This is a genomic window from Ciceribacter sp. L1K23 (genome assembly GCF_018122705.1).
In the GTDB taxonomy this organism is placed as follows: domain Bacteria; phylum Pseudomonadota; class Alphaproteobacteria; order Rhizobiales; family Rhizobiaceae; genus Allorhizobium.
In genome coordinates this window covers 1793018-1816961 of record NZ_JAGRRC010000001.1, presented here as the reverse complement: position 1 = coordinate 1816961, position 23944 = coordinate 1793018, and the positions used below count along the sequence as shown (strand labels likewise).

The window sequence follows — 23944 nt, the reverse complement described above, 5'->3', positions numbered from 1 at the left end:
AAGAACTGAAGGACATGTCATGACGTCGAACGCCTCCGTCGCCACCCCTGCCGATGCTGCGGCCCGCCGCGCCGTCCAGCCGGTCATCTGCTATCCGAACGAGACCCTGCCGGCGCCCGATATGTCCTTGCTCGACAGGGCGCGGGCGACGATCGAGAAGATCGACGAAGTCATCGTGCCGCCGCGCGAGGGGCGGACGTTCGCCGTGCCGAAGGGACATTTCTTCCGCATCGTCAGCATCGAGGGCCCGCAGGTCGGCGATCTCAATCTCTGGAACGCCAACGATCTCAATGAGCGGTTCTTCAGCGGCAAGACGCGGGCGCTGCACGCAACGCATGTCACGACCGGAAACCGCTTGTGGAGCAATCTGCCGAATCTCAGGCCGATGGCGACGATCACGCATGACACGCTCGGATGGTACGGCTTCGACGACTATGGCGGCGGCGTCCACGACGTCATCGGGACGCGCTGCGATCCTTACACCCACCGCCTGCTTGCCGGCGGCGACTATCACCACTGCTGCCATTCCAACCTGACGCGCGCGCTCGCCGGCGCACGCGGCATGACATTCGGCCAAGCCGAACCGTTCGTCCACGATGTACTGAACGTCTTCATGTGCACCGGCTTCACCGCCGATACGCACCAGTATTTCATGAAGGCAAGCCCGGTCCGTCCGGGCGACTACCTGGAGTTTTTCGCGGAGATCGATCTTCTGGGTGGTCTTTCGGCATGCCCGGGCGGCGACTGTAGCGCCGAGCATTCGAGCGATACAGCCACCTGTCACCCGTTGAAGGTGGAGGTGTTCCAGCCGGATATGGAGATGCTGAAGACCTGGCCGTTCCCTGATCGCAACGGCTATGTCAGCCCCTCGTCAGGAGGGGCCGTGGGTGGCGCGCTTAACCCTGCCCGTACCGTTGCGGGTAGGGAGACAGCGGAATGAGGTTCAAAAGCTCTGTCACCTCGATCGCCTCGTGCTGGCGGAGCGACGAAGCCTCGCGGTCACCGATGAGCGATGGCCGGTTGGTGAAGGTATCAATGACAGTCCAACGACCGTCGGGTTCCCTGATGCATTCATAGCGTTGCTGGTTCATCGTTCCGTCCTCCTGTTGGAGAGAGAGCAATGAAAAGCGGATCGGACTTCTGTACTAGGAACCGAAACCGCCCGTTTCGGTTGATATGCACGGCGGCGACGAACGTCGACGCCTGATATGGTGGGCATGGAAGACATGATGTCCTCCTTGGCTTGGGGCAAAGGTAACGAGCCTCCCGCCGACAGCGCCCGTTTCAAAATGCTGTCGATATCATCATCATGCGGGTGAAATGCGTTATTAACAAGACCCAATTTTAGTCTGGCCAAAAAAACGGCCTTTGGTGCGCTAGAGTACCAACTTGATCTTTTCCGCGTTCGCCTTCAGCACCTCGATATCCTCCATGCCGCCGCTGTGCGGCTTGAGCGGCTGGCCGTCGTGGCGCGGGATCACGTGGAAATGCAGGTGGAAGACCGTCTGCCCTGCTGCCGGTTCGTTGAACTGCGCCACGAACACGCCATCGGCCTCGAAGGCTTCCTTTGCGGCGACCGCAAGCTTCTGCACCACCGGGATGACCTTCGCGAGGACGGCTGGGTCGGCATCGAGCATGTTGCGGGAGGGCGCCTTCGGAATGACCAGCAGATGGCCCGGCGCCTGTGGCATCACGTCCATGAAAGCCAGCGTGTCGTCATCCTCGTAAAGCTTCACGGACGGGATTTCACCGCGCAGGATCTTGGCGAAGACGTTGTCGCTGTCATAGCTGGTCATGGGACTCTCCTCATTGTCGCGCGTACTTAACGACGGCCCGTCATGCCGATCAAGCCGTCAATCATCGCTTTCCGCCTGCTGCCGCTCACCCTTGCGGAACGGCGTATGTTCGCTGAGATAGTCGCCGATATGCTCCACCTCGAGCCGTTCCCGCTCGAGATAGTCTGCAACCGCCCGGCGCAGGCCCGGATGGGAAATGTAGTGTGCGGAATGGGTCGTCACCGGCACGTAGCCCCGCGCCAGTTTATGCTCACCCTGCGCACCCGCCTCGACCCGCTTCAAACCCTTCGACAGGGCGAAGTCGATCGCCTGGTGATAGCAGACCTCGAAATGCAGGAAGGGATGGTCCTCGACGCAGCCCCAGTGCCGCCCGTAGAGCGCCTCGGTCCCGATAAAGTTGATCGCACCGGCGATATAGCGGCCCTCGCGCTTTGCCATCACGAGAAGCACGTCGTCGGCCATGCCTTCGCCGATCAGCGAGTAGAAATGGCGCGTCAGATACGGACGGCCCCATTTGCGGCTGCCGGTGTCCATATAGAAGGCGTAGAACTGGTCCCAGATATCCTCGGTGAGATCCGACCCCGTCAGCCAGTCGATCTCGATTCCGTTGGCAAGCGCATTGCGCCGCTCCTTGCGCAGGTTCTTGCGCTTGGAGGACGAGAGTTCGCCGAGGAACGCCTCGTGATCTGCGTAACCGTTGTTGATGAAATGGAACTGCTGGTCCGTCCGGTGCAGATAGCCGGCGTCTTCGAAGACGGATACCTCCGCGTCGGGCAGAAACGTGACATGTCCGGAGGAGACGCCAAGCTCGCGCACGACCTGCTGCAGGCCGGCGGCAAGCAATCCCTGAATCTCGCGCGGATTTTGCCCTTCGGCCACCAGAAGCCTCGGGCCTGTCGCCGGCGTGAAGGGAATTGAGCACTGCAGTTTGGGGTAATACGAACCGCCGGCGCGCTCGAAGGCATCGGCCCAGCCCTGGTCAAAGACGTATTCGCCGCGGCTATGGCTCTTGAGGTAGGCGGGAATTGCGCCGAGAAGGTCGCCTCCGCGCTCCAGAAGAAGATGGTGGCCCAGCCAACCGGTCTCCCGTACGGCCGATCCCGAGGCTTCGAGCGCCGACAGGAAGGCATGCGACAGGAACGGATGATAGGGCATTCCGTCGCGTTTCGATGTGCCGGAAAGGCGCGCCCACATGGCGGGCGCGATATCGTCGAAGGATCGTGCGATCCGGATGGTGACGCTGTCGGTCATGCCGTGGCTGTCTGGCTCTCCCGCGGGTCAAAACCCTCGAATGTCATCTGCTCCGCATAGGTATAGGTATGCGCCCGCATGATTTCATCCCTGACCGTCCAGGTAATGACCGGAATTCCGCGCTGGCGCTGCGCGGTGATGAAGCTGTTCGGCAAGTGGGCGGCCGCATACGAGATGAAATCCAGCCCCCAGGCCATGGCCTCGTCGTGGGTGAAGAAATCCTCCGGCTTGGCCCCTTCCGCCGTCAGCCCGACAGGGTAGGGGCAGTCGGCCTCCTTCAGCGCCTTCAAAAGCCAGTGGTCGAAGCTCATCAGCGCGACATGGCCCTGGTATCCCTCTAGCGCGTCGAGAACGTCATCCACATAGCCCTCGTCCTCAACCGCGCCTATGCCCTTGAGCTCGATCACGAGCGGCACCTGGCCTTTCACGAGTGCGAGCATCTGCTTCAGTGTCGGAACGCGGTCGGACGTGCCGCCGATCGACAGCATGCCGAGTTCGGCAGCGGTGCGCTCCCGCACCTCGCCGTTGATGCCGCAAAGCCGCTGCAGGTCGTGATCATGGAACACCATGGGCACGCTGTCGGCGGACAGCTGGATGTCGCACTCGATCGCGAAACCCGCCTCGATGGCGCGGGCGAAGGCCGAGAGCGTGTTCTCCCAGACCGACTTGTTCATGTCGTGATAGCCGCGATGCGCGATCGGGCGCTCTGTCAGCCAGTCGAGCTTGCCCATGTCACGCGATCTCGATGATGGCGTCGATCTCGACGGTGGCATTGAGCGGCAGCGAGGCCATGCCGACGGCGGCACGCGCGTGCTTGCCGGCATCGCCAAGGATGTCGGCGATGAGGTTCGATGCGCCATTGATGACGAGGTGCTGGTCGGTGAAGCCGGCGCCCGACGCCACGAAGCCGTTCAGCTTGACGATGCGCTTGATGCGTCCGAGATCGCCGGACAGCGCTGCCTTCGCCTGAGCCAGGATGTTGATGGCGCAGAGTTCTGCCGCGCGCTGCGCGTCGGCCAGAGCCACCTCGCTACCGACGAGACCTGTCACCGCCACCTTGCCATTTTCCATCGGGAGCTGTCCGGAGAGAAAGAGCAGATTGCCGCTGATCACGTAGGGCACGTAGTTGGCGGCCGGCGCTGCGGCGGCGGGCAGGGTGATGCCCCGCTCCTGGAGGCGGTTTTCGATGACGTCGGACATTTTCGTTTCCCGGATTTGTTGTAAAATCTTCAAGAATGCTGCATTCAGAGGGGCAAATGCCTCGCCTGAACCGAGAGAGTTCTTATCGCATCGGCGGCGAGTCCGACAGGAGGAATTGCATGCAAAGCTCGAGGACGGCGATCGTCGCCACCGTGGTCGCAACGGCAGGCTGCCTCAGCGCCGCGAGCGCCAGCGCCACGATCGCCGCGGGCCTCGTTCCGCACCGCGCCGTCTACGACATCGAGCTCAAGGAAGCCTCCGAACGCTCCGGCATCGAGGGACTGAGCGGCCGGCTCGTGTTCGAGTTCAGCGGTTCCGAATGCGCCGGCTACACGACGAACTACCGCTTCGTGAACCGGATCGACACCGGCGACCAGGTGCGCGTGACCGACCAGCAGAGCGTCATGTTCGAAGACTTGAAGGCGGGCACCTTCGAGTTCGAATCGAAGTCCTTTACCGACGATCAGCTCGACAAGGATGTCAGCGGCCTGGCCCAGGAGGAGAAGGAAGGCGTCAAGATAGAACTGTCCGAGCCAGCGCGTCGCACCGTGGAACTGGCGAGCAGCCATTTTCCAGCCGAGCACATGCTTGAGATCATCGACCGCGCGAGGCAAGGCCGTGCGATCTTCGAGGCGCGGATTTTCGACGGGTCCGAGGACGGCGATCGCAGCTACATGACGACCATCGTCGTCGGCAATTCGCAGCCCTCGACGGCCGAGGATCCGGAAGTCAAGGCGGCCGGCGATCTCGCCAAGTCGAGCTATTGGCCCGTCTCCATCGCCTATTTCGACGAGGCGGGCGCCGGCGATCAGCTGCCGATCTATACCAATTCCTTCAAGCTCTATGAAAACGGCATCACCCGCGACCTGACGCTGGATTACGGGGATTTCGTCCTCACCGGCAAGCTGTCCCGGCTGGAGATTCTGGGCGACGGCGACTGCAAGTAGGGCGTCGCCCCGGCACTAATCCCGTCTTTCTGTCACAAATGCCTTGATTTCCCGGCGCCTTGGCTATAAGGCCACCTCCATTCCACACGCGTGGCTTGGGATTGTCCGGGAGAAATCCGGTCCGTTCCGCCCGGTGGCACGCCGAAAGGGGTGCTGTTCGCCACGCGGGGGTTCAACCGGAAAAGGAGAATGACAGGCATGTCTTTGCCCGATTTTAGCATGCGCCAGCTTCTGGAAGCCGGCGTCCACTTCGGCCACCAGACTCACCGCTGGAACCCGAAGATGAAGCCGTACATCTTCGGCGACCGCAACAACATCCACATCATCGACCTCGCTCAGACCGTCCCGATGCTGTCGAAGGCCCTCCAGGTCGTTTCCGACACCGTCGCTCGTGGCGGCCGCGTTCTGTTCGTCGGCACCAAGCGCCAGGCTTCGGAAATCATCGCTGACAGCGCCAAGCGTTCGGCCCAGTACTACGTCAACTCCCGCTGGCTCGGCGGCATGATGACCAACTGGAAGACCATCTCGAACTCGATCCAGCGCCTGCGCAAGCTCGACGAGATCCTGAACTCGGAAGCCTCGGGCTTCACGAAGAAGGAACGCCTGAACCTCGAGCGCGAGCGCGAGAAGCTGGACAAGGCTCTCGGCGGTATCCGCGACATGGGCGGCACTCCGGACCTGATGTTCATCATCGACACCAACAAGGAAAAGATCGCCATCGATGAAGCCAAGCGCCTGGGTATCCCGGTCGTTGCCATCATCGACTCCAACTGCGATCCGGACCAGATAGACTACGCGATCCCGGGCAACGACGACGCCTCGCGCGCCATCGCTCTCTACTGCGACCTGATCGCGCGTGCTGCCATCGACGGCATCGCTCGCCAGCAGGGCGCGGCAGGCCGCGACATCGGCGCATCGGCCGAAGCTCCGGTCGAGCCGGCTCTCGAGGAAGAAGCCGGCGCCTGATCGCCGCTTCTGACGCGATCATGACTGGCCGCCGCGCCGAAAGGTCGTTCGGCGGCCGGTTTCTTTCAGGCGAGGGCATTTGGTCCGCAAAGCCTGGGACATTCCATTTTCCGTGGTGACCGGTTCATCACGTTGTCATGTTGCGGGTACATGTCGTGCCCGACACGGGCCAGGCGCCCATCGTGCGTCCTGCGTCCGCGAAAACGATCAAGAGGCAAACAATGGCTGAAATCACTGCTGCACTGGTGAAGGAACTGCGCGAGAAGACCGGCGCGGGTATGATGGACTGCAAAAAGGCTCTCGCCGAGACCGACGGCGACATGGAAGCCGCCATCGACTGGCTGCGCGCCAAGGGCATCGCCAAGGCCGACAAGAAGTCGGGTCGTACCGCTGCTGAAGGTCTGGTCGGCATCGCCAGCGCCGGCACCTCCGCCGTCGTGGTCGAGGTCAACTCCGAAACCGACTTCGTCGCCCGTAACGACGCGTTCCAGGATCTCGTCCGTGGCGTTGCCTCGGTCGCGCTCGGCACCGACGGCACCGTCGACGCCATTGCCGCCGCCAGCTATCCGGCCACCGGCAAGTCCGTCGCCGACACGATCAAGGACGCGATCGCCCATATCGGCGAGAACATGACGCTGCGCCGCGCCGTCAAGCTCTCGGTCGAGGACGGCGTCGTCGCGACCTACATCCACAATGGCGTCGCCGACGGCCTTGGCAAGCTTGGTGTTCTCGTCGCGCTGAAGTCGACCGGCAACAAGGATGCGCTCGCTGCCATCGGTCGTCAGGTCGCCATGCACGTCGCCGCCACCAATCCGCTGGCGATCCGCGCCGAGGAAGTCGATGCCGCCGTCGCCGAGCGCGAACGCAACGTCTTCATCGAGCAGTCGCGCGCCTCTGGCAAGCCGGACAACATCATCGAGAAGATGGTCGAAGGCCGCATGCGCAAGTTCTTCGAGGAAGTCGCCCTTCTCTCGCAGGCTTTCGTCATCAATCCGGAGCTGACCGTCGGCGCCGCCGTCAAGGAAGCCGAGAAGGAAGTGGGCGCTCCGATCGAAGTGGTCGGCATGGCCCGCCTGCTGCTCGGCGAAGGCGTCGAGAAGGAAGCATCCGACTTCGCCGCCGAAGTTGCCGCTGCCGCCAAGGGCTGATTACGGACGCCTTGTCCGTGTTTTGGAAAAGATCGGGCATCGCGTGACAACGCGGTGCCCTTCGTGTATCGGGCAGTAAGTTCATCGACAGGAGCCAGTATGACCTCCACCCCTCTCTACAAGCGCGTCCTTCTCAAAGCCTCCGGCGAAGCCCTGATGGGCAGCCAGGGCTTCGGCATCGACGTCGCGGTCGCCGACCGCATCGCCGGCGATATCGCTGAGGCGCGGCGGATGGGGGTCGAGGTGGGTGTCGTCGTCGGCGGCGGCAATATCTTCCGCGGCGTTGCTGTCGCCTCCAAGGGTGGCGACCGTGTGACGGGCGACCACATGGGCATGCTGGCGACCGTCATCAACGCGCTGGCGCTCGCCACATCGCTGCGCAAGCTTGATATCGATACCGTTGTCCTGTCGGCGATCGCCATGCCTGAGATCTGCGAGAGCTTCTCGCAGCGCGCCGCGATCCACCACCTGTCGCAGGGCAGGGTGGTGATCTTCGCCGGCGGCACCGGCAACCCGTTCTTCACGACCGACTCGGCTGCCGCTCTGCGTGCCGCCGAAATGGGCGCCGAGGCGATCTTCAAGGGTACCCAGGTCGATGGCATCTATTCCGCCGACCCGAAGAAGGACCCGAACGCGACGCGCTTCGACCAGCTGACCCACAGCGAGGTTCTCGAGCGCGGTCTTGCGGTCATGGACGTGGCCGCTGTCGCGCTCGCGCGCGAAAACTCCATCCCGATCATCGTCTTCTCGATCCACGAGAAGGGTGGTTTCTGCGAAATCCTGTCCGGCGGCGGCCGCAAGACCATCGTCAGCGACACCTGAGAACGGCGGCTTCGCCCACCGGGGCGCGGCACCGCCAGTAAAGAATGGGAGACATGACCATGAGTGAAGGCATCGACTTCAACGACCTGAAGCGCCGCATGGAAGGCGCGATCAACGCGTTCAAGCACGACATCGCGTCGCTGCGCACCGGCCGCGCCTCGGCCAACCTTCTCGACCCCGTCACGGTCGAAGCCTACGGTTCGCGCATGCCGCTGAACCAGGTCGCGAACGTGACCGTTCCCGAACCACGCATGCTCGGCATCTCTGTCTGGGACAAGTCGATGGTCAATGCCGTTGATCGCGCCATCCGCGAGGCCAATCTTGGGCTCAATCCGATCATCGATGGCCAGAATCTTCGCATTCCGCTACCGGAACTCAACGAAGAGCGCCGCAAGTCGCTGGTCAAGATCGCGCACGAATATGCCGAAAAGGCCAAGGTTGCGATTCGCCATGTGCGCCGTGACGGCATGGACGGCCTTAAAAAGGCCGAGAAGGACGGCGTCATTGGCCAGGACGACAGTCGCGCCCATTCCGAGAAGGTGCAAAAGCTGACCGATGACACGATTTCCGACGTCGACCGCTTGCTCGCGGAGAAGGAAAAGGAAATCATGCAGGTCTGATGCTGCACTGCACTGCATCGACCGCTGCCTAATCCGGAACCTCCCATGACGATATCCGACGACCGCACTCCGCCCGAACATGTCGCCATCATCATGGACGGCAACGGCCGCTGGGCGAATGCGCGCGGACTTCCGCGGACCGTCGGGCATCGCAAGGGGGTCGAGGCGGTGCGCGAGGCCGTCCGCGTGGCGGGCGATGTGGGTATCCGCTATCTGACCCTCTTTGCCTTTTCATCGGAAAACTGGCGTCGGCCAGCCACCGAGATCAACGATCTCTTCGGCCTCTTGCGCATGTTCATTCGCCGCGATCTCGCTGAATTGCATGCGGAAAACGTCAAGGTCCGGGTCATCGGCGACCGCAACAACCTGCGTGACGACATCCTGCCGCTGCTGATCGAGGCGGAGGAGACCACCCGCGACAACACGGGGCTGACGCTGGTGATCGCCTTCAACTACGGAGCGCGGGACGAGATCGCGCGGGCCGCGGTTACACTGGCGCGCGAGGTCGCCGAAGGCCGCCTGCCGCCGGAGGCGTTGACGGTCGAGGCGATCGGCGAACGCCTCGACACCGCCGGCATTCCCGATCCCGATGTCATCATCCGCACCTCTGGCGAGGAGCGTCTTTCGAATTTCCTGCTCTGGCAGGCTGCCTATTCCGAACTCGTCTTCGTGCCGGAATACTGGCCGGATTTCAGCCGCGAGGTCTTCCTAGGGGCCCTCGATCGGTTCGCCGCGCGCGAGCGCCGCTTCGGCGGGCTCGCCGGCCGGCCGCCGGTCGCCGTCAGGTCGTGATGTCCATGTCGCGCGAGCTTACACTGCGAATCTACTCCTCGATCGTCCTGATCGCGGTCGTGGTCGCGGCCACCTGGTTCGGCGGCTTCGCCTTCCGTATTCTAGCCGCCGCGATCGCGCTTCTGGTGTTCTACGAGTGGTCGAAGATGACGCGGCTCTACGAACGGTCCGTTCCGGGCCATAGCTGGGGGTGGCTGTCGGTCGGCGTCGTCTCGCTCAACATGCTGTTCGGCGAGCCGGATCTCACCGTACCGCTGCTAGCAGGCTTTTTCGTCACCGCGCTGATCCTCTCCATCGTCAGGGTGTGGAGCGGCTGGCTGCCCGGCGGCATCGCCTATGCGGGGCTGACGGCCGTGGCGCTGGCGGAGATCCGCGGCAACGATGCGGTCGGCTTTGCCGCCATGCTGTTCGTTTTCGCCGTCGTCTGGTCGACCGATATTCTCGCCTACTTCGTCGGGCGCGCGATTGGCGGACCGAAGCTCGCGCCGCGCATTTCCCCCGGCAAGACCTGGTCCGGCGCGATCGGCGGCACGCTCGCCGGTGTCATAGGCGGCGTCTCGCTCGCGCTCGTCTATTTCCAGAACGTCGGTCTGTGGGTCGTGGTCGTCGCCTTGCTGCTGTCGGTTTTCAGCCAGATCGGCGACCTCTTCGAGTCCTTCATCAAGCGTCGATTCGGCGTGAAGGACTCCAGCCACCTGATCCCTGGCCACGGCGGTGTGATGGATCGGGTCGACGGACTTGTTTTTGCCTGTTTCACCGCGTTCTTTCTCGCCGTGTTCCACGCGGCTTCGACCGGTCGACCGGTCGCGACACTGGGTGGTTTCCTGTTCGGCCTCTAAAACGGGCCGGCGACAGCGGAAAGGCTTGAAGAAATGGAATTTGTCGCATCGGTGTTCGGCTTCCTGACGGGCTATATCGTGCCGTTCGTTCTGGTCCTGTCGCTGCTCGTCTTCGTCCATGAAATGGGCCACTATCTGGTCGGGCGCTGGTCTGGCATCCGGATCCTTGCCTTTTCCGTGGGTTTCGGTCCGGAACTCGTCGGCTTCACCGACCGCCACGGCACGCGCTGGAAGATTTCCGTCATTCCGCTGGGCGGCTATGTCCGCTTTTTCGGCGATGCCGATGCCTCGAGCCGTCCCGAGAAGGACGCCTACGATAGCCTGTCGCCGGAGGAAAAGGCGCAGACCCTGTCTGGCGCAGCGCTCTGGAAGCGGGCCGCGACCGTCGCGGCCGGACCGATCGCCAACTTCCTGCTGGCGATCGTCATCTTCGCCGTTCTCTTCGGCATCTTCGGCAAGCCGATCGCCGATCCGGTCGTCGCCGAGGTCAAGTCGCCGAGCGCCGCCGAGGCCGCCGGGGTTCTGCCGGGCGACGTGCTGCTGGCGCTCGACGATGTCCGCGTCCAGACTTTCGACGACGTGCGGCGCTATGTCTCCGTCCGCCCGGAAATCCCGATCACCGTCACGTTGCGCCGCGGCGATGAAGAGCTGCGCCTGCCCATGGTGCCGGAGCGCAGCGAAATCACCGACCAGTTCGGCAACACGATGGAAGTCGGCCTCATCGGCATCATCACCAATCAGGAGGCCGGCAATTTCCGCGTCGAGGAACTGACACCGGTCGAGGCCGTCGCCGAGGGCGTTCGCCAGACCTGGCACGTGGTCACCGGCACCATGGATTATCTGGCGAATCTCGTCACCGGCCGCATGAATGCCGACCAGCTGGGCGGTCCCGTCCGTGTCGCGCAGGCTTCCGGCCAGATGGCAACGCTTGGCGTGGCTGCGGTCCTGCAGCTTGCCGCCGTGCTCTCGGTTTCCATTGGATTGTTGAACCTGATGCCGGTTCCGGTACTCGACGGCGGCCATCTGGTGCTTTATGCGCTAGAGGCGGTGAGGGGACGTCCGGTCGGTGAGGCCGCGCAGGAAATAGCCTTCCGTATCGGTCTGGCAATGATCCTGTCGCTGATGGTGTTCGCCACCTGGAACGATATCACCCGGTTGATCGGGTAGGTGCGGGCGAGGTGGCCGTCTTGCCAATCCGGATAGGATTTGTTTACGATGTTTCAAACTGATAGTGGCGGATGTGACACGCCTCCAAATGAAGTAAATAGAATTTAACGGTCCACCTTGCTTGTAGGGGAAAACCGGGTAAAACCTCTCACGAGCCGGAGTCGGGACACTTGGCTGTGGGGCAACGGAAAAAGGTTGAAAGTAAGACTATGAAAGCTGGTTCGAGGTTTTTGAACGCAGTATCGGCGTTTGCGCTGTCTGCAGGTGTTGCTTCCTCGGGCGCGGGTATTGCTGTTCTGGCATCTACTGTCGCGGCGGAAGCGGCGGTCATCCAGCGAATCGAAGTCCGCGGTGCGCAGCGCACCGGCGTCGACGCGGTCCGCTCCAACATCACAATCCGCCCGGGCCAGAACTTCTCCAGTGCCGACATCGATGAGTCGGTAAAGCGTCTTTATGAGACAGGTTTCTTCTCCGACGTTCGCATCGCCGTATCCGGCGGCACGCTGGTCGTTACTGTGTCCGAGAACCAGCTCGTCAACCAGGTCGTCTTCAACGGCAACCGCAAGATTAAGGACGATCGTCTCCAGGGTCTGGTCCAGACCCAGCCGCTCGGTCCCTACAGCGACGCGCTGATCTCCTCCGACATCGAACGCATCCGGGAAGCCTATGGCGCCATCGGCCGCAGCGATGTCGAGATCACCACGCAGGTCGTTCCCGTCGGCGAAGGTCGCGTGAACCTGGCCTTCGTGATCAACGAAGGTGATCGCACCAAGATCAAGAACATCAATTTTGTCGGCAACCAGGCCTATAGCGACGGTCGTCTCGGCGCTGTTCTGCAGACGAAGGAATCGGGCATACTGTCCTTCCTGACCCGCAAGGACGTCTATAACGCCGACAAGCTTCGCGCCGACGAAGAGGCTTTGCGCCAGTTCTATTACAATCACGGTTATGCCGACTTCCGCGTCATTTCCTCTGATGCCGTTCTCGATGAAGCAAGCAACGAATACACCCTGACGATCACGGTCGAGGAAGGTGAGCGTTACCGCTTCGGCAACGTCGCGGTCGAGTCGACTGTCGAGGGCGTTGATCCGGCTGAACTCGAGCGCATGCTCGAGACGCGCACCGGCAACATCTACAACGCCTCCGATATCCAGAAGTCGATGGAAGCCATCTCGCGCCGGGTTTCGTCGCAGGGCTATCCCTTCGCCCGAATCGTACCGCGCGGCGACCGCAACTTCGAAGATAACACGATCGGCGTGACCTATCTCGTCGACCAGGGCGAGCGCGCCTATGTTGAGCGCATCGAAATCCGCGGTAACACCCGCACGCGTGATTACGTGATCCGCCGCGAGTTCGATATCTCCGAAGGCGATGCCTTCAACCAGGAAGTCATCTCGCGTGCCAAGCGCCGCCTTGAGGCTCTCGGCTACTTCACGACGGTCAATATCTCGACTGCCCCTGGCAGCTCTGCCGACCGCGTTGTCATCGTGGTGGATGTCGAGGATCAGTCGACCGGATCGTTCGGTATCGGCGCTGGCTACTCTGTCGACGACGGTGTCGTAGTCGAAGCGTCCGTCGAGGAAAAGAACTTCCTCGGTCGCGGCCAGTTCATCCGTCTCGCTGTCGGCGGCGGTCTGGACAATGCCCGCAGCTACAATTTCTCGTTCACCGAGCCGTATTTCCTCGGCTACCGTCTTGCTGCGGGCTTTGATCTGTTCCGCAACTCGACCAGCAGCTACGACTACTATGACTACGAAGAGCAGGGCGTAACCTTCCGCGTCACGGCGCCGATCACCGAGGATCTGGCGACGACGGTTCGTTACACCTACAAGGAGCTCAAGTACAAGGAAGACGGCGCTTTCGGTGCGGACGGTATTCCGAATACCGCGGACGACAAGCTTTCCGATCCCTACGTCGACCTTGTCGATGGAGAGAAGTACCAGCAGTCGATCCTGTCGCATCAGCTGGTCTACAACACGGTCGACGATCGCCTGAACCCGCATGAAGGCATCTATGCGAGCTTCACGCATGAATATGCCGGTATCGGCGGCGATTCGGAGTTCTACAAGCTCTACGGCAAGATCCGCTACTACCATACGCTGTCGGATGAGTTCGATCTCGTCGGCTCGGTGTCCGCGAGCGCAGGCCATGTCATTGCGACCGGCGACGATTTGAACATCTTCGACCAGTTCCGGATCGGCGGCAAGGAAATCCGCGGCTTCGAGAACAACGGTATCGGCCCGCGTGTCCGCGGCGACGACGATTCGCTCGGCGGGACGACCTATTTCACCACTTCGGCTGAAGTCAACTTCCCGATGCCGGCCATTCCGCAGGATCTCAACGTTCGCGGCGCGCTGTTCGCCGATGCCGGTACGCTTTACGGCAATGACGTTCCGAGCGGTGGTGAAACGATCGTCGGCGACGACATGGCATGGCGTGCCTCGGTCGGTGTTGGCGTGATCTGGCTGTCGCCCTTTGGTCCGCTGCGGTTCGACTATGCTGTCCCGGTCCTCAAGGAGGACTACGACAAGGAGCAGAACTTCCGGTTCTCGATGGCCGGCCAATTCTAATCGCGGCGGCTTAGGCCGCCGCCTGAAAGACTCCGAGGCTTTGCTCGATGGAGCATAATATCTTCTTCCCGCCCCAGGACGGCTTTGCCCTTGGGGCGCTCGCCGCGCGTATAGGCGCGACTTTGGAAGACGCCAGCAAATCAGACACGCAGATTCGCTCTCTTTCCCCCGTTTACCGGGCGAAGGAGGGTGACCTGTGTTATATTCTGTCGCGCCGTAGCCGTGACGAACTGAAGACCTGCAAGGCGTCCGCAATCCTCTGTGCCCCTGAATTGCGCTCCGCGATTCCCGCACACATCCCGGTTCTGGTGACGAACAACCCGCATACGGCCTTCGCGGTCGCCGGCTCGCTCCTCTTCCCGCAGGCCATGCGGCCCCGACGTCTGGATCGGTCTGCGCCCGATATCTCTCCCGCCGCCCATGTGCATCCGACAGCAAAGATCGAGGACGGGGTCGTCATCGAGCCCATGGCCGTGATCGGTGCCGGTGTCGAGATCGGTGCAGGCACGCAGATCGGCGCCGGATCGATCATCGGCGAGAATGTCCGCATTGGCCGCGACTGCACGATCGCCACCGGCTGTTCCATCCAGTCGGCCCTGATCGGCAACAATGTCATTGTCTTCGATGGTGCTCGTATCGGCCAGGACGGCTTCGGCTACGCGCCGGGTCCGCGTGGCATGCTGAAGATTGTCCAGGTCGGCCGCGTCATCATTCAGGATCATGTCGAGATCGGCGCCAACACGACCATCGATCGTGGCACGATGGACGACACCGTCATCGGTGAGGGCACCAAGATCGACAATCTCGTGCAGATCGGCCACAACGTCCGCATCGGCCGCCATTGTGGCATCGTCGCGCAGGTCGGCATCGCCGGCAGCACGCGCATCGGCGATGGGGTCATGATCGGCGGCGCAAGCGGCGTCAACGGCCACATCACCGTCGGTGACGGCGTGCAGATCGCCGCCATGAGCGGCGTCATCGCCGATGTCCCGCCGGGAGAAAAATATGGCGGCCTGCCGGCCCGTCCGCTGAAGGATTTCCTGCGGGATGTCGCCCAGCAGATGAGCCAGTCCGAAAGCCGCAAGGGGAAGGGGAAGACCAATGAGTGAAACCGAAAAGGCGAGCCTTCACGCGGCCGACATCCTGGAGATTATGCGGCTCCTGCCGCATCGCTATCCGTTCCTGCTGATCGACAAGATCATCGAGATCGACGGCGACAATTCCGCCATCGGCATCAAGAACGTCACCATAAATGAGCCGCAATTCACGGGTCATTTCCCGACGCAGCCGATCATGCCGGGTGTGCTTCTGATCGAGGCGATGGCCCAGACGGCGGGCGCGATCTGCGCGCGCAGCCAGGGTGGCGCCGGCGACCTCGTCTACTTCATGACGATCGACAATGCGCGCTTCCGCAAGCCGGTGGTGCCTGGTGATCGGGTGGAGTTCCACGTCGTCAAGCAGAAGCAGCGCGGCAATATCTGGAAGTTCCACTGTGATGCCAAGGTCGACGGCGCTCTGGTCGCCGAGGCCGACATCGGCGCGATGATCGCGCCCGACAAGGAAAAGAAATGAGCAAGATTGCCCCGAGCGCCCGCATCCATCCGATGGCTGTCATCGAGGATGGTGCGGTCATCGGCGAGAATGTCGTCGTTGGCCCCTTCTGCCGTGTCGGCCCGAAAGTGGTGCTGAACGAGGGCGTGGAGCTTTTGTCGAACGCGGTCGTCACCGGGCTCACGACGATCGGGCGCAATACCCGAATCTTCCCGATGGCGGTCATCGGCGGCGATCCGCAGAGCATTCATCATGCGGGTGAGGAAACGAAACTCTTCGTTGGCGAAAATTGCACCATCCGCGAAGGCGTGACGATGAACACGGGCACTGCCGAGGGCGGCGGCGAGACTGTTGTCGGCAACAACAACCTTTTTCTTGCCAATTCGCACGTTGCGCATGATTGCCGCCTTGGCGACCATATCATCCTGTCGAACAACGTGATGCTGGCCGGCCACGTCAAGGTCGAGGACCGCGTGATCCTCGGCGGCGGCTCGGCCGTGCACCAGTTCACCCGCATCGGTCGTCAGGCCTTCGTCGGCGGCTTGTCCGCCGTCAGCTACGACGTCATTCCGTATGGCATGCTGAACGGCAACCCGGGCCTGCTTGGCGGCCTCAACGTCGTCGGCATGACCCGTTCCGGCATCGAACGCGCGACGATCCACCGGGTGCGCAAGGCCTACCAGGCGATCTTCGCCGAAGAAGGGGCGATCCGCACCAAGGCGGCTGCAATCCGCGACGAGTTCGCCGACTGCAAGGAGGTGATGGAAATCCTCGATTTCATCGCCGCCGACAGCGATCGCGCGCTGTCCTCGCCGTTCCGCGGCAAGGCCTGACATGGCGACCGCCGCCACCGCATCGCGCGCGGGACGGCTGGCGATCATTGCCGGCGACGGCAAGCTTCCGCTTTACGTTGCGCAAGCCGCGCGTGCCGGTGGCGAGAACCCCTTTATCCTTCCGTTACGGAACGAAGCGGCCCAGGACTGGCACGGCTTCGATAGCGCCGTCATCGGCGTCGGCGACATGGCCGGTCTCGCGCGCCTGCTGAAGCAGAATGCCATTGGCCGCGTCGTGCTCTCGGGCGGCGTCCGGCGGCGACCGGCCTTCGGCGAAATTCGCGCCAACCTGCGCCATATCCTGAAGCTGCCTTCGGTGGTGCGCACGCTGCTGGCCGGCGGTGATGATGTGGTGCTGAAAATGGTGATCGAACTCATCGAGGCCCAGGGCGTGCGTGTCGTCGGCGCCCACGAGATTGCGCCCGACCTTCTGGCGACGGCCGGCCCGATCGGCAAGGTGGTGCCTGGCGAGGATGATCGTCGCGACATCGCCCGCGCGGCGGAAGCGGCCGAAGCGCTCGGCCGGCTGGATGTGGGGCAGGGCGCCGTGAGCGTCGGCGGCCGGATCGTCGCCCTGGAGGGTGTCGAGGGGACGGACGCGATGCTCGCCCGCGTCGCCGACCTGCGCGCGGAGGGCCGTATTTCGAAATCCCGCAAGGGCGTGCTGGTCAAACTCTGCAAGCCGCAGCAGGATGTCCGCGCCGATCTTCCGACGATCGGCCGCTCGACGGTGGAGAACGCCGTGAAGGCGGGGCTTGCCGGCATCGCGGTGGAAGCCGGCCGGTCGCTGATCGTCGATCGTGAAGCGCTGGTCGCGATGGCAAACGACGCGGGCCTCTTCGTCTGCGGTCTCGACCGCAGCCTGCCGGGAGACGGAATATGACGGAAACGCCGCTGAAGATCGCCGTGATTGCCGGGGAGGTGTCGGGCGACCTGCTCGGCGGTGATCTTATCGCGGCACTGAAGCGCCAGCACGGCGGACCGGTTTCGTTGGTCGGCGTCGGCGGCGACGCGCTGCAGGCCGAGGGGCTGGTCTCGCTCTTCGACTTTTCAGAACTCTCGATCATGGGCTTCACCCAGGTCATTTCAAAACTGCCGAAGCTGGTGCGGCTGATCAACCGGACGGCGGACGCCATTGTCGCTGCCAGACCCGACCTGCTGCTCATTGTCGACAGCCCCGATTTCACCCATCGGGTGGCAAAGAAGGTTCGCAAAGCGCTACCCGATCTGCCGGTCGTCGACTATGTCTGCCCGAGCGTCTGGGCGTGGAAGGAATATCGGGCGGAGGCCATGCTCGATTATGTCGACCTGGTACTTGCCGTGCTGCCGTTCGAACCGGAAACCATGCAAAGGCTTGGCGGCCCCGAGACGCATTATATCGGCCACCGCCTGACAGCAGACCCGGATCTGCTTCGGGTGCGGCAACAACGGGCGGAGCGGGGTCTTTCGACCGAGGCCGGTGAGCGCACCATCATGCTGCTGCCCGGCTCGCGCGGCGGCGAGATCCGGTCGCTGATGCCGGTCTTCGGCGAAGCCGCGGCCGAATTCGTCGCCCGCAACGGGCCGGCGCGCCTCGTCCTGCCCACGGTTACCCGGCAGGAAAACCTGGTGCGCCAACTAGCCGCCGGTTGGACGGTGAAGCCGGAAATTTCTGTCGGCCCCGCCGCGAAGTGGCAGGCCTTCGCCGCTGCGGACGCCGCAATTGCTGCCTCTGGCACGGTTATCCTCGAACTCGGTCTCGCCGGTGTGCCGGTGGTCTCCTGCTACAAGACCGACTGGCTGATCAAGCTGCTTGCCGGCCGCATCAAGACCTGGACGGGCGCGTTGCCCAACCTGATCGCCGATTATGTCATCGTCCCGGAATACATCAACGAGGTCGTTCGCCCGGCAAGCCTCGCCCGCTGGACCGAGCGGCTGTCCGCTGACACGCTGCAGCGGCGCGCCATGCTGGAGGGTTTCGAGGCCGTGTGGAACCGGATGGGCACGGAAATGCCATCGGGCGAGGCGGGCGCGGGTCTGGTGCTCGATCTGCTCCGAAAGAGAAACCGCCTGCCGCGCTGACGCCGGCAGGCGAGGGTGCTACTCCGCCGCGACCGCGCGTTCCCAGGAGGCGAACGGGTCCGGCAGGTTGCGCCAGCGCTCCGGCGTGAAACCGTCGGCATCGAGAAGACAGGAATCGAGATCGGCCCGGATCGCCGCCTCGTCCATCGCCTGAGCGCCGATGAAGACGAGTTCCTGGCGCCGGTCGCCCCAGACGGGATCGAGATACGGCGCCATCATGCGCTCGAAGCCCGGATCGTCCGGCCAGCGCTGGCGGGGAACGGATGCCCACCACAGCCCCATCTTGCTGGTCCGGACAATCGCGCCCGCCTGGCTCAATTCGCCGACATGGTGCGGACGCGTCGCCAGCCAGAAGAAGCCCTTGGCGCGCACGACACCGACCCAGCTCTTGTTGATGAAGGCCTGGAACCGTTCGGGATGAAACGGCTGCCGCGCCCGGTAGACGAAGGATCGGATGCCGTATTCCTCGGTTTCCGGCACATGGTCCTTGAAACCGTGCAGTTCCTTGAACCAGAGCGGATGTTCCTGCGCCTTCTCCAGATCGAAGAGACCGGTGTCGAGCACGTCGGAGAGCGCCACCCGCCCGAAATCGGCTTCCACCAGCCGCGCATCCGCGTTGAGGCCGCGGATGATGGCGCGGGCGGCCTCGCGCTGTTCGTCGGTCGCGGTGGCGACCTTGTTCAGCACCACGACATCGGCGAATTCGATCTGCTCCACCAGCAGGTCCACCAGCGTCCGATGATCGCCGTCACCTGCGGTCTCCCCGCGATCGGAGAGGAAATCCGTCGAGGAATAATCGGCGAACAGATTGGCGGCATCGACCACCGTCACCATTGTATCGAGTCGAGCGACGTCGGACAGGCTGCGTCCGTGCTCGTCGCGATAGTCGAACGTGGTGGCGATCGGCAGCGGTTCGGCAATGCCGGTGCCCTCGATCAGCAGGTAGTCGAACCTGCCGTCTTCGGCCAGGCGTCGAACCTCGGTCAGCAGATCCTCGCGCAATGTGCAGCAGATGCAGCCATTGCTCATTTCGACGAGCTGCTCTTCGGTGCGCGAGAGATTGGCGTCACCGCCGCGCACCAGCGCCGCGTCGATATTGATCTCGCTCATGTCGTTGACGATGACGGCGACCCTCAAGCCCTCGCGATTGGCGAGCACATGGTTGAGCAGGGTCGTCTTCCCGGCTCCGAGGAAGCCGGAAAGGACGGTGGTCGGAAGGCGCTTCATGCGGATTTCCCCGTTTTATAGCAGAGGTTTGGCTTCGGTTAGTCCGAGAGGCAGTCCTTGAGTGATGTCGCGATCGCCCGCATCATGTCCGGATAAAGCTGCGGTCCGGCGGTGAGCGTGCCCGCTTCCGGATCGAGAACGCCGGACTTCGAATCCGTTCCTTCCATCACGACCGCAATCAGCTTCGGCTCGAACTGCGGTTCGGCGAAGACGCAGGCTGCGTTCAGTTCCTTGATCTTGGCATGGATCTGGCTGACGCGATCGGCGCCGGGCATGACTTCAGGGCTGACGGTGATCGAGCCGGCGACGCGCACGCCGTAACGATGCTCGAAATACTGGTAGGCGTCGTGGAAGACCACGAACGGCTTGTCCTTGATCGGCGCAACCGTCTCGGCAATCTCCTTGTCGAGGGCGTCGAGCGAGGCAAGCAGGGCCTCGGCGTTCTTGGCGTAGGTCGCGGCATTCTCAGGGTCGGCCTCTTCCAGCACGCGGGCGATCTCGCTCGCCATGGCTTTCGCATTCATAGGGTCTAGCCACATGTGCATGTCGTTGCCGCCATGCTCACGGTCGTTCCCTGCTTCCTCATGCGCGTGCTCTTGATCTTCATCCTCGTGCTCGTGCGCATGGGCCTCCTCGGCGCTTTCAGCCGCATGATCGTGATCGTCATGCCCGGCTTCTTCGCCCTCGTGTGCATGATCGTGGTCGCCGTGATCGTGCGCCTCAAAGGCGCCGCCTTCACGGAACGGCAGAACCTCAAGGCCCGGCGCGTCCTCTAGTTCGACAACTTTTGCGTCGGACGACAGCGCCTCGAGCGGCTTTTCCAGGAAGGCTTCCAGCCCATGACCGACCCAGAACACGACATTGGCATCCTGAAGCTTCCGCGCATCGGAGGGCCGCAGCGTATAGGTATGCGGGGAGGCGGCGCCCTCGACGATCAGTTCCGGCGTCTCGACACCCTCCATGATGGCCGCGACCAGGGAGTGGACCGGCTTGATCGAGGCAACCACCTTCGGCGCGGCCATCGCGGCCTGGGGGAGAAAGGTAAGCGCGACCGAGGTTGCGAGGAGGGCTATAACTGACGATTTCATGAATATGCTCCGGTTTGGCAGGCGTGTAATGTTATTACATCCGTTGCGTAACGCTATAACGTGTGCCATAGCGTCGGGCAAGATCAAAAACTGGAAAAACCATGACCCCTTCCGAACTTGTCGGACAGACGCCGTTGGTAACGCTCAGGAATGCTGGCGTACGCCGCAGCGGGCGCTGGCTGGTGCGCGGAGTCGACTTTTCGGTCAGCCCCGGCGAAATCGTGACGCTGATCGGCCCCAACGGCTCCGGCAAGTCGACGAGTGCCAAGATGGCGATCGGCGTCCTGAAGCCGGACGAGGGCGAGGTCGAGCGCCATCGCCCGTTCACCGTCGGCTACGTCCCCCAGAAGCTCGCGATCGACTGGACCATGCCGCTGACCGTCCGTCGCCTGATGACCCTCACCATGAAGCTGTCACCGGTGGAGATCGACGCGGCGCTTCATGCGGTCGGTATCGCCCACCTGAGGGAGGCCGAGGTGCAACACCTCTCCGGCGGCGAGTTCCAGCGCGCGCTTCTTGCCCGCGCCATCGCCCGGAAGCCGGACCTGTTGGTGCTCGACGAGCCCGTGCAGGGCGTCGACTTCTCCGGCGAGATCGCGCTCTACGATCTGATCACGTCGATCCGCAAGTCGACCGGCTGCGGCATCCTGCTGATCTCGCACGATCTGCACGTCGTCATGGCAGAGACCGATACCGTGATCTGCCTCAACGGACACGTCTGCTGCCGTGGAACGCCGGAGGCCGTCAGCCGCAGTCCGGAATACCAGCGCATGTTCGGCGCCACTGCCGGCAGCACGCTCGCCGTCTATAACCATCATCACGATCACACCCATCTGCCTGACGGTCGCGTACGCCATTCAGACGGCACCGTCACCGATCATTGCCACCCGGAGGATGGCCATCACCACGAGCATGACCACGACCACCACGAACACGCCCATGGGGTGAAGCACGAGGGACATCGCCATGCTTGACGACTTCTTCGTCCGCGCGCTCATCGCCGGCGTCGGCGTCGCGCTCACCGCCGGCCCGCTCGGCTGTTTTGTCATCTGGCGGCGCATGGCCTATTTCGGCGACACCATGGCCCACTCGGCCCTGCTGGGTGTCGCGCTCTCGCTGTTCTTCTCGCTCAATCTGATGGTCAGCGTCTTCGTTGTCGCCGCCGGCGTCTCGTTGTTGCTGCTGCTTCTCCAGCGCCGGCAGGCGCTGTCGTCCGACGCGTTGCTTGGCATTCTCAGCCACTCGACGCTGGCGATCGGCCTGGTCATGGTCGCTTTCATGACCTGGGTGCGAATCGACCTCATCGCCTTCCTGTTCGGCGACATCCTCGCGGTCACCCGTGCCGATATCGCCATCGTCTGGGTCGGCGGCGCATTAGTTCTGGCGGCAATCGCGGTCCTGTGGCGGCCGCTGCTCGCCTCCACCGTCAATGTCGAGCTGGCCGAGGCGGAAGGGCTGAACCCCGAACGCGCGCGCCTGTTCTTCATGCTGCTGATGGCGCTGGTCATCGCGATCGCCATGAAGATCGTCGGCATCATGCTGATCACCTCGCTGCTGATCATTCCGGCAGCCGCAGCGCGGCGGTTTTCGTCGACGCCGGAGATAATGGCGATCTACGCGGCCCTGCTCGGCGCCGTCGCCGTGGTCGGTGGCCTGTTCGGCTCGCTCGAATACGATACGCCCTCCGGCCCCTCGATTGTGGTTGCGGCCCTTCTTATCTTTCTGGTGAGCCTGCTGCCTTTCGGTCGCAGGAACGCCGTGGCGGATGCCACTAGGGAGACCACGCGATGAACCAGCCAACGCTGACCAAGAACCAGTCCCTCGTGCTCGGCGTGCTGCGCCAGACCGACCAGCCGCTCTCGGCCTATACGATCCTCGACAAGTTGCGCGACCAGGGTTTTCGCGCGCCGCTGCAGGTCTACCGGGCGCTCGAAAAGCTTCTGGACACCGGGTTGGTGCATCGCCTTGAGAGCATCAATTCCTTCGTCGCCTGCGCCCATCCGCAGGAAAGCTGCTGCAGCCACGGGATCGTCGCCTTCGCGATCTGCAACAGTTGCGGGCAGGTGTCGGAATTCCACGATCATGCGATCGACGACCGTCTTCGCCAGTGGGAGACGTCGAAGCAGTTCCGCGCGGAAAAGACCACGATCGAGATCAGGGGCCTCTGCGCCGCCTGTGCCGCCTGAACCTCAGAGTGGTGTGAGGTCGCGCGAAAACCGTTTCCAGTTGGCGACATAGCTTTCCGCCGAGCGTTTCAGCCCGGCGACGGCCGCCTCGTCCAGCGTACGGATTGCGCGGGCGGGCGAACCGACGATCAGCGAATTGTCGGGAAATTCCTTGCCCTCGGTGACGAGCGCGTTCGCGCCGATCAGGCAATTGTTGCCGATCCTCGCGCCGTTCAGCACCGTCGCACCCATGCCGACAAGCGTGTTGTCGCCCAACGTGCAGCCGTGCACGATCGCGTGGTGGCCGATGGTGCAGCCCTTGCCGATGGTGACGGGGAAGCCCGGATCGACGTGGATCATCACGCCTTCCTGGATGTTCGTGCCGTCGCCGATGACGATGGGTTCGTTATCGCCCCGAAGCACCGCGCCGAACCAGATGCCGACATCGCGGCCAAGCGTGACCTGTCCGATCACATGCGCGTCCGGCGCGATCCAATAAGCGTCGTCCGCCGGTGTGTTCGGCGTCAGATTGCCAAGTCGATAAAGCGGCATGGTCGTCCTCCCGGCTTGCCGGCCCCGGTGGGGCGCGGCTTACTTAAGCCGCAGGATAACCGGGAAACGACCGTGATGCGAGCCGATGTGCAGGTGGATGTCGGCGTGCGCCTGCGATTGCCGCCAGGCGCGGGCGCCGTGGCTGAGCAGCAGGCCGATGAGGTCCTTGCTCTTCGCCTTGGGCTTGCCGAGCCCCATGTCGGCAAGCCGCATCGCGGCTTCATGAAGCGGATGCAGTGTAAAGCGGGACTGCTGTTCGCTCTCTTGCCCTTGCCGTGCGGCATCGAGGCTGTTCTCGTTCGTCGCCATTGAATTTCCCTCGTACGCAGTACACAAATCGAGGGGTCAC

27 protein-coding genes are annotated in these 23944 nt (G+C 63.1%); 18 read left to right on the top strand and 9 right to left on the bottom strand.

The window, feature by feature from the left end; all coding sequences use genetic code 11:
- Positions 1-19: 19 nt before the first annotated feature.
- A complete protein-coding gene (locus J5J10_RS08505; RefSeq protein WP_211929575.1) occupies positions 20-940 on the top strand; it encodes a DUF1989 domain-containing protein in 921 nt (306 codons plus the stop codon).
- On the opposite strand, the gene J5J10_RS08500 is transcribed toward J5J10_RS08505, so the two are convergent.
- From J5J10_RS08500 to J5J10_RS08480, 5 genes are all read right to left on the bottom strand, one after another.
- Positions 897-1091, bottom strand: coding sequence for a hypothetical protein (locus J5J10_RS08500; RefSeq protein ID WP_211929574.1), 195 nt, complete (start codon positions 1089-1091; stop codon positions 897-899). The two genes, J5J10_RS08505 and J5J10_RS08500, sit on opposite strands and share 44 nt — an antisense overlap.
- Positions 1092-1376: 285 nt before the next feature.
- Complete coding sequence (locus J5J10_RS08495) at positions 1377-1796, bottom strand: HIT family protein (RefSeq protein WP_211929573.1); 420 nt, start codon at positions 1794-1796, stop codon at positions 1377-1379.
- A 57-nt stretch (positions 1797-1853) separates the two neighbouring features.
- The gene (locus J5J10_RS08490; protein WP_211929572.1) at positions 1854-3047 is read right to left on the bottom strand and encodes a GNAT family N-acetyltransferase; all 1194 of its coding nucleotides are present in this window, start codon (positions 3045-3047) and stop codon (positions 1854-1856) included.
- Positions 3044-3778: a glycerophosphodiester phosphodiesterase gene (locus J5J10_RS08485; RefSeq protein WP_211929571.1), complete on the bottom strand. Its 735-nt coding sequence runs from the start codon at positions 3776-3778 to the stop codon at positions 3044-3046. The genes J5J10_RS08490 and J5J10_RS08485 overlap by 4 nt, the downstream gene beginning before the upstream one ends.
- Position 3779: 1 nt before the next feature.
- Positions 3780-4247, bottom strand: a complete 468-nt coding sequence (locus J5J10_RS08480) for a RidA family protein (protein WP_211929570.1) — start codon at positions 4245-4247, stop codon at positions 3780-3782.
- 119 nt (positions 4248-4366) lie between these two features.
- Between J5J10_RS08480 and J5J10_RS08475 the strand changes: the two genes are divergently transcribed.
- The 14 genes from J5J10_RS08475 to lpxB all read left to right on the top strand — a co-directional run bounded on the left by J5J10_RS08475 (position 4367) and on the right by lpxB (position 18563).
- Positions 4367-5194 carry a cell envelope integrity EipB family protein gene (locus tag J5J10_RS08475; RefSeq protein WP_208549931.1) on the top strand — a complete coding sequence of 276 codons (828 nt, stop codon included), beginning with the start codon at positions 4367-4369 and terminating at the stop codon, positions 5192-5194.
- Positions 5195-5392: 198 nt separating this feature from the next.
- On the top strand, positions 5393-6160 hold the full coding sequence (gene rpsB, locus J5J10_RS08470) for a 30S ribosomal protein S2 (RefSeq protein WP_208549932.1): 768 nt from the start codon (positions 5393-5395) through the stop codon (positions 6158-6160).
- 221 nt (positions 6161-6381) lie between these two features.
- Entirely contained in the window at positions 6382-7308 is a 927-nt protein-coding gene (tsf, locus tag J5J10_RS08465) for a translation elongation factor Ts (RefSeq protein ID WP_208549933.1), read from the top strand.
- 99 nt (positions 7309-7407) lie between these two features.
- On the top strand, positions 7408-8130 hold the full coding sequence (gene pyrH, locus J5J10_RS08460; protein WP_208549934.1) for a UMP kinase: 723 nt from the start codon (positions 7408-7410) through the stop codon (positions 8128-8130).
- A gap of 59 nt (positions 8131-8189) precedes the next feature.
- Positions 8190-8750, top strand: coding sequence for a ribosome recycling factor (frr, locus tag J5J10_RS08455; protein WP_208549935.1), 561 nt, complete (start codon positions 8190-8192; stop codon positions 8748-8750).
- 45 nt (positions 8751-8795) lie between these two features.
- Positions 8796-9542, top strand: a complete 747-nt coding sequence (locus J5J10_RS08450) for an isoprenyl transferase (protein ID WP_211929569.1) — start codon at positions 8796-8798, stop codon at positions 9540-9542.
- A gap of 5 nt (positions 9543-9547) precedes the next feature.
- Entirely contained in the window at positions 9548-10381 is an 834-nt protein-coding gene (locus J5J10_RS08445; protein WP_211929568.1) for a phosphatidate cytidylyltransferase, read from the top strand.
- 33 nt (positions 10382-10414) lie between these two features.
- Positions 10415-11548: an RIP metalloprotease RseP gene (rseP, locus tag J5J10_RS08440; RefSeq protein ID WP_211929567.1), complete on the top strand. Its 1134-nt coding sequence runs from the start codon at positions 10415-10417 to the stop codon at positions 11546-11548.
- Positions 11549-11757: 209 nt separating this feature from the next.
- Positions 11758-14118 (top strand): outer membrane protein assembly factor BamA, encoded by a 2361-nt coding sequence (gene bamA, locus J5J10_RS08435; protein ID WP_211929566.1) that lies wholly within the window; start codon positions 11758-11760, stop codon positions 14116-14118.
- A gap of 47 nt (positions 14119-14165) precedes the next feature.
- Positions 14166-15227, top strand: coding sequence for a UDP-3-O-(3-hydroxymyristoyl)glucosamine N-acyltransferase (lpxD, locus tag J5J10_RS08430; protein ID WP_211929565.1), 1062 nt, complete (start codon positions 14166-14168; stop codon positions 15225-15227).
- The gene (gene fabZ / locus J5J10_RS08425; protein WP_208549954.1) at positions 15220-15690 is read left to right on the top strand and encodes a 3-hydroxyacyl-ACP dehydratase FabZ; all 471 of its coding nucleotides are present in this window, start codon (positions 15220-15222) and stop codon (positions 15688-15690) included. Before lpxD ends, fabZ begins: the two co-directional genes overlap by 8 nt.
- On the top strand, positions 15687-16502 hold the full coding sequence (gene lpxA / locus J5J10_RS08420) for an acyl-ACP--UDP-N-acetylglucosamine O-acyltransferase (RefSeq protein WP_211929564.1): 816 nt from the start codon (positions 15687-15689) through the stop codon (positions 16500-16502). The genes fabZ and lpxA overlap by 4 nt, the downstream gene beginning before the upstream one ends.
- A gap of 1 nt (position 16503) precedes the next feature.
- Positions 16504-17385 carry a UDP-2,3-diacylglucosamine diphosphatase LpxI gene (lpxI, locus tag J5J10_RS08415; protein ID WP_211929563.1) on the top strand — a complete coding sequence of 294 codons (882 nt, stop codon included), beginning with the start codon at positions 16504-16506 and terminating at the stop codon, positions 17383-17385.
- The gene (gene lpxB / locus J5J10_RS08410; RefSeq protein WP_211929562.1) at positions 17382-18563 is read left to right on the top strand and encodes a lipid-A-disaccharide synthase; all 1182 of its coding nucleotides are present in this window, start codon (positions 17382-17384) and stop codon (positions 18561-18563) included. Before lpxI ends, lpxB begins: the two co-directional genes overlap by 4 nt.
- An 18-nt stretch (positions 18564-18581) precedes the next feature.
- Here lpxB and zigA read toward each other — a convergent pair whose 3' ends face one another.
- Positions 18582-19790, bottom strand: a complete 1209-nt coding sequence (zigA, locus tag J5J10_RS08405) for a zinc metallochaperone GTPase ZigA (protein ID WP_211929561.1) — start codon at positions 19788-19790, stop codon at positions 18582-18584.
- 38 nt (positions 19791-19828) lie between these two features.
- A complete protein-coding gene (znuA, locus tag J5J10_RS08400; protein ID WP_211929560.1) occupies positions 19829-20878 on the bottom strand; it encodes a zinc ABC transporter substrate-binding protein ZnuA in 1050 nt (349 codons plus the stop codon).
- A 101-nt stretch (positions 20879-20979) separates the two neighbouring features.
- Here znuA and J5J10_RS08395 point away from each other — a divergent pair, with 101 nt between their 5' ends.
- Genes J5J10_RS08395 through J5J10_RS08385 form a run of 3 tightly spaced genes read left to right on the top strand, consistent with a single transcriptional unit; the run spans position 20980 to position 23064 of the window.
- Complete coding sequence (locus J5J10_RS08395) at positions 20980-21852, top strand: metal ABC transporter ATP-binding protein (protein ID WP_211929559.1); 873 nt, start codon at positions 20980-20982, stop codon at positions 21850-21852.
- A complete protein-coding gene (locus J5J10_RS08390; protein WP_211929558.1) occupies positions 21845-22669 on the top strand; it encodes an iron chelate uptake ABC transporter family permease subunit in 825 nt (274 codons plus the stop codon). Before J5J10_RS08395 ends, J5J10_RS08390 begins: the two co-directional genes overlap by 8 nt.
- Positions 22666-23064, top strand: coding sequence for a Fur family transcriptional regulator (locus J5J10_RS08385; RefSeq protein ID WP_211929557.1), 399 nt, complete (start codon positions 22666-22668; stop codon positions 23062-23064). The genes J5J10_RS08390 and J5J10_RS08385 overlap by 4 nt, the downstream gene beginning before the upstream one ends.
- A 3-nt stretch (positions 23065-23067) precedes the next feature.
- On the opposite strand, the gene J5J10_RS08380 is transcribed toward J5J10_RS08385, so the two are convergent.
- Together J5J10_RS08380 and J5J10_RS08375 are read right to left on the bottom strand one after the other, a co-directional pair.
- A complete protein-coding gene (locus tag J5J10_RS08380) occupies positions 23068-23595 on the bottom strand; it encodes a gamma carbonic anhydrase family protein (protein ID WP_211929556.1) in 528 nt (175 codons plus the stop codon).
- 39 nt (positions 23596-23634) lie between these two features.
- Positions 23635-23904 (bottom strand): hypothetical protein, encoded by a 270-nt coding sequence (locus J5J10_RS08375; protein WP_211929555.1) that lies wholly within the window; start codon positions 23902-23904, stop codon positions 23635-23637.
- Positions 23905-23944 lie beyond the last annotated feature (40 nt).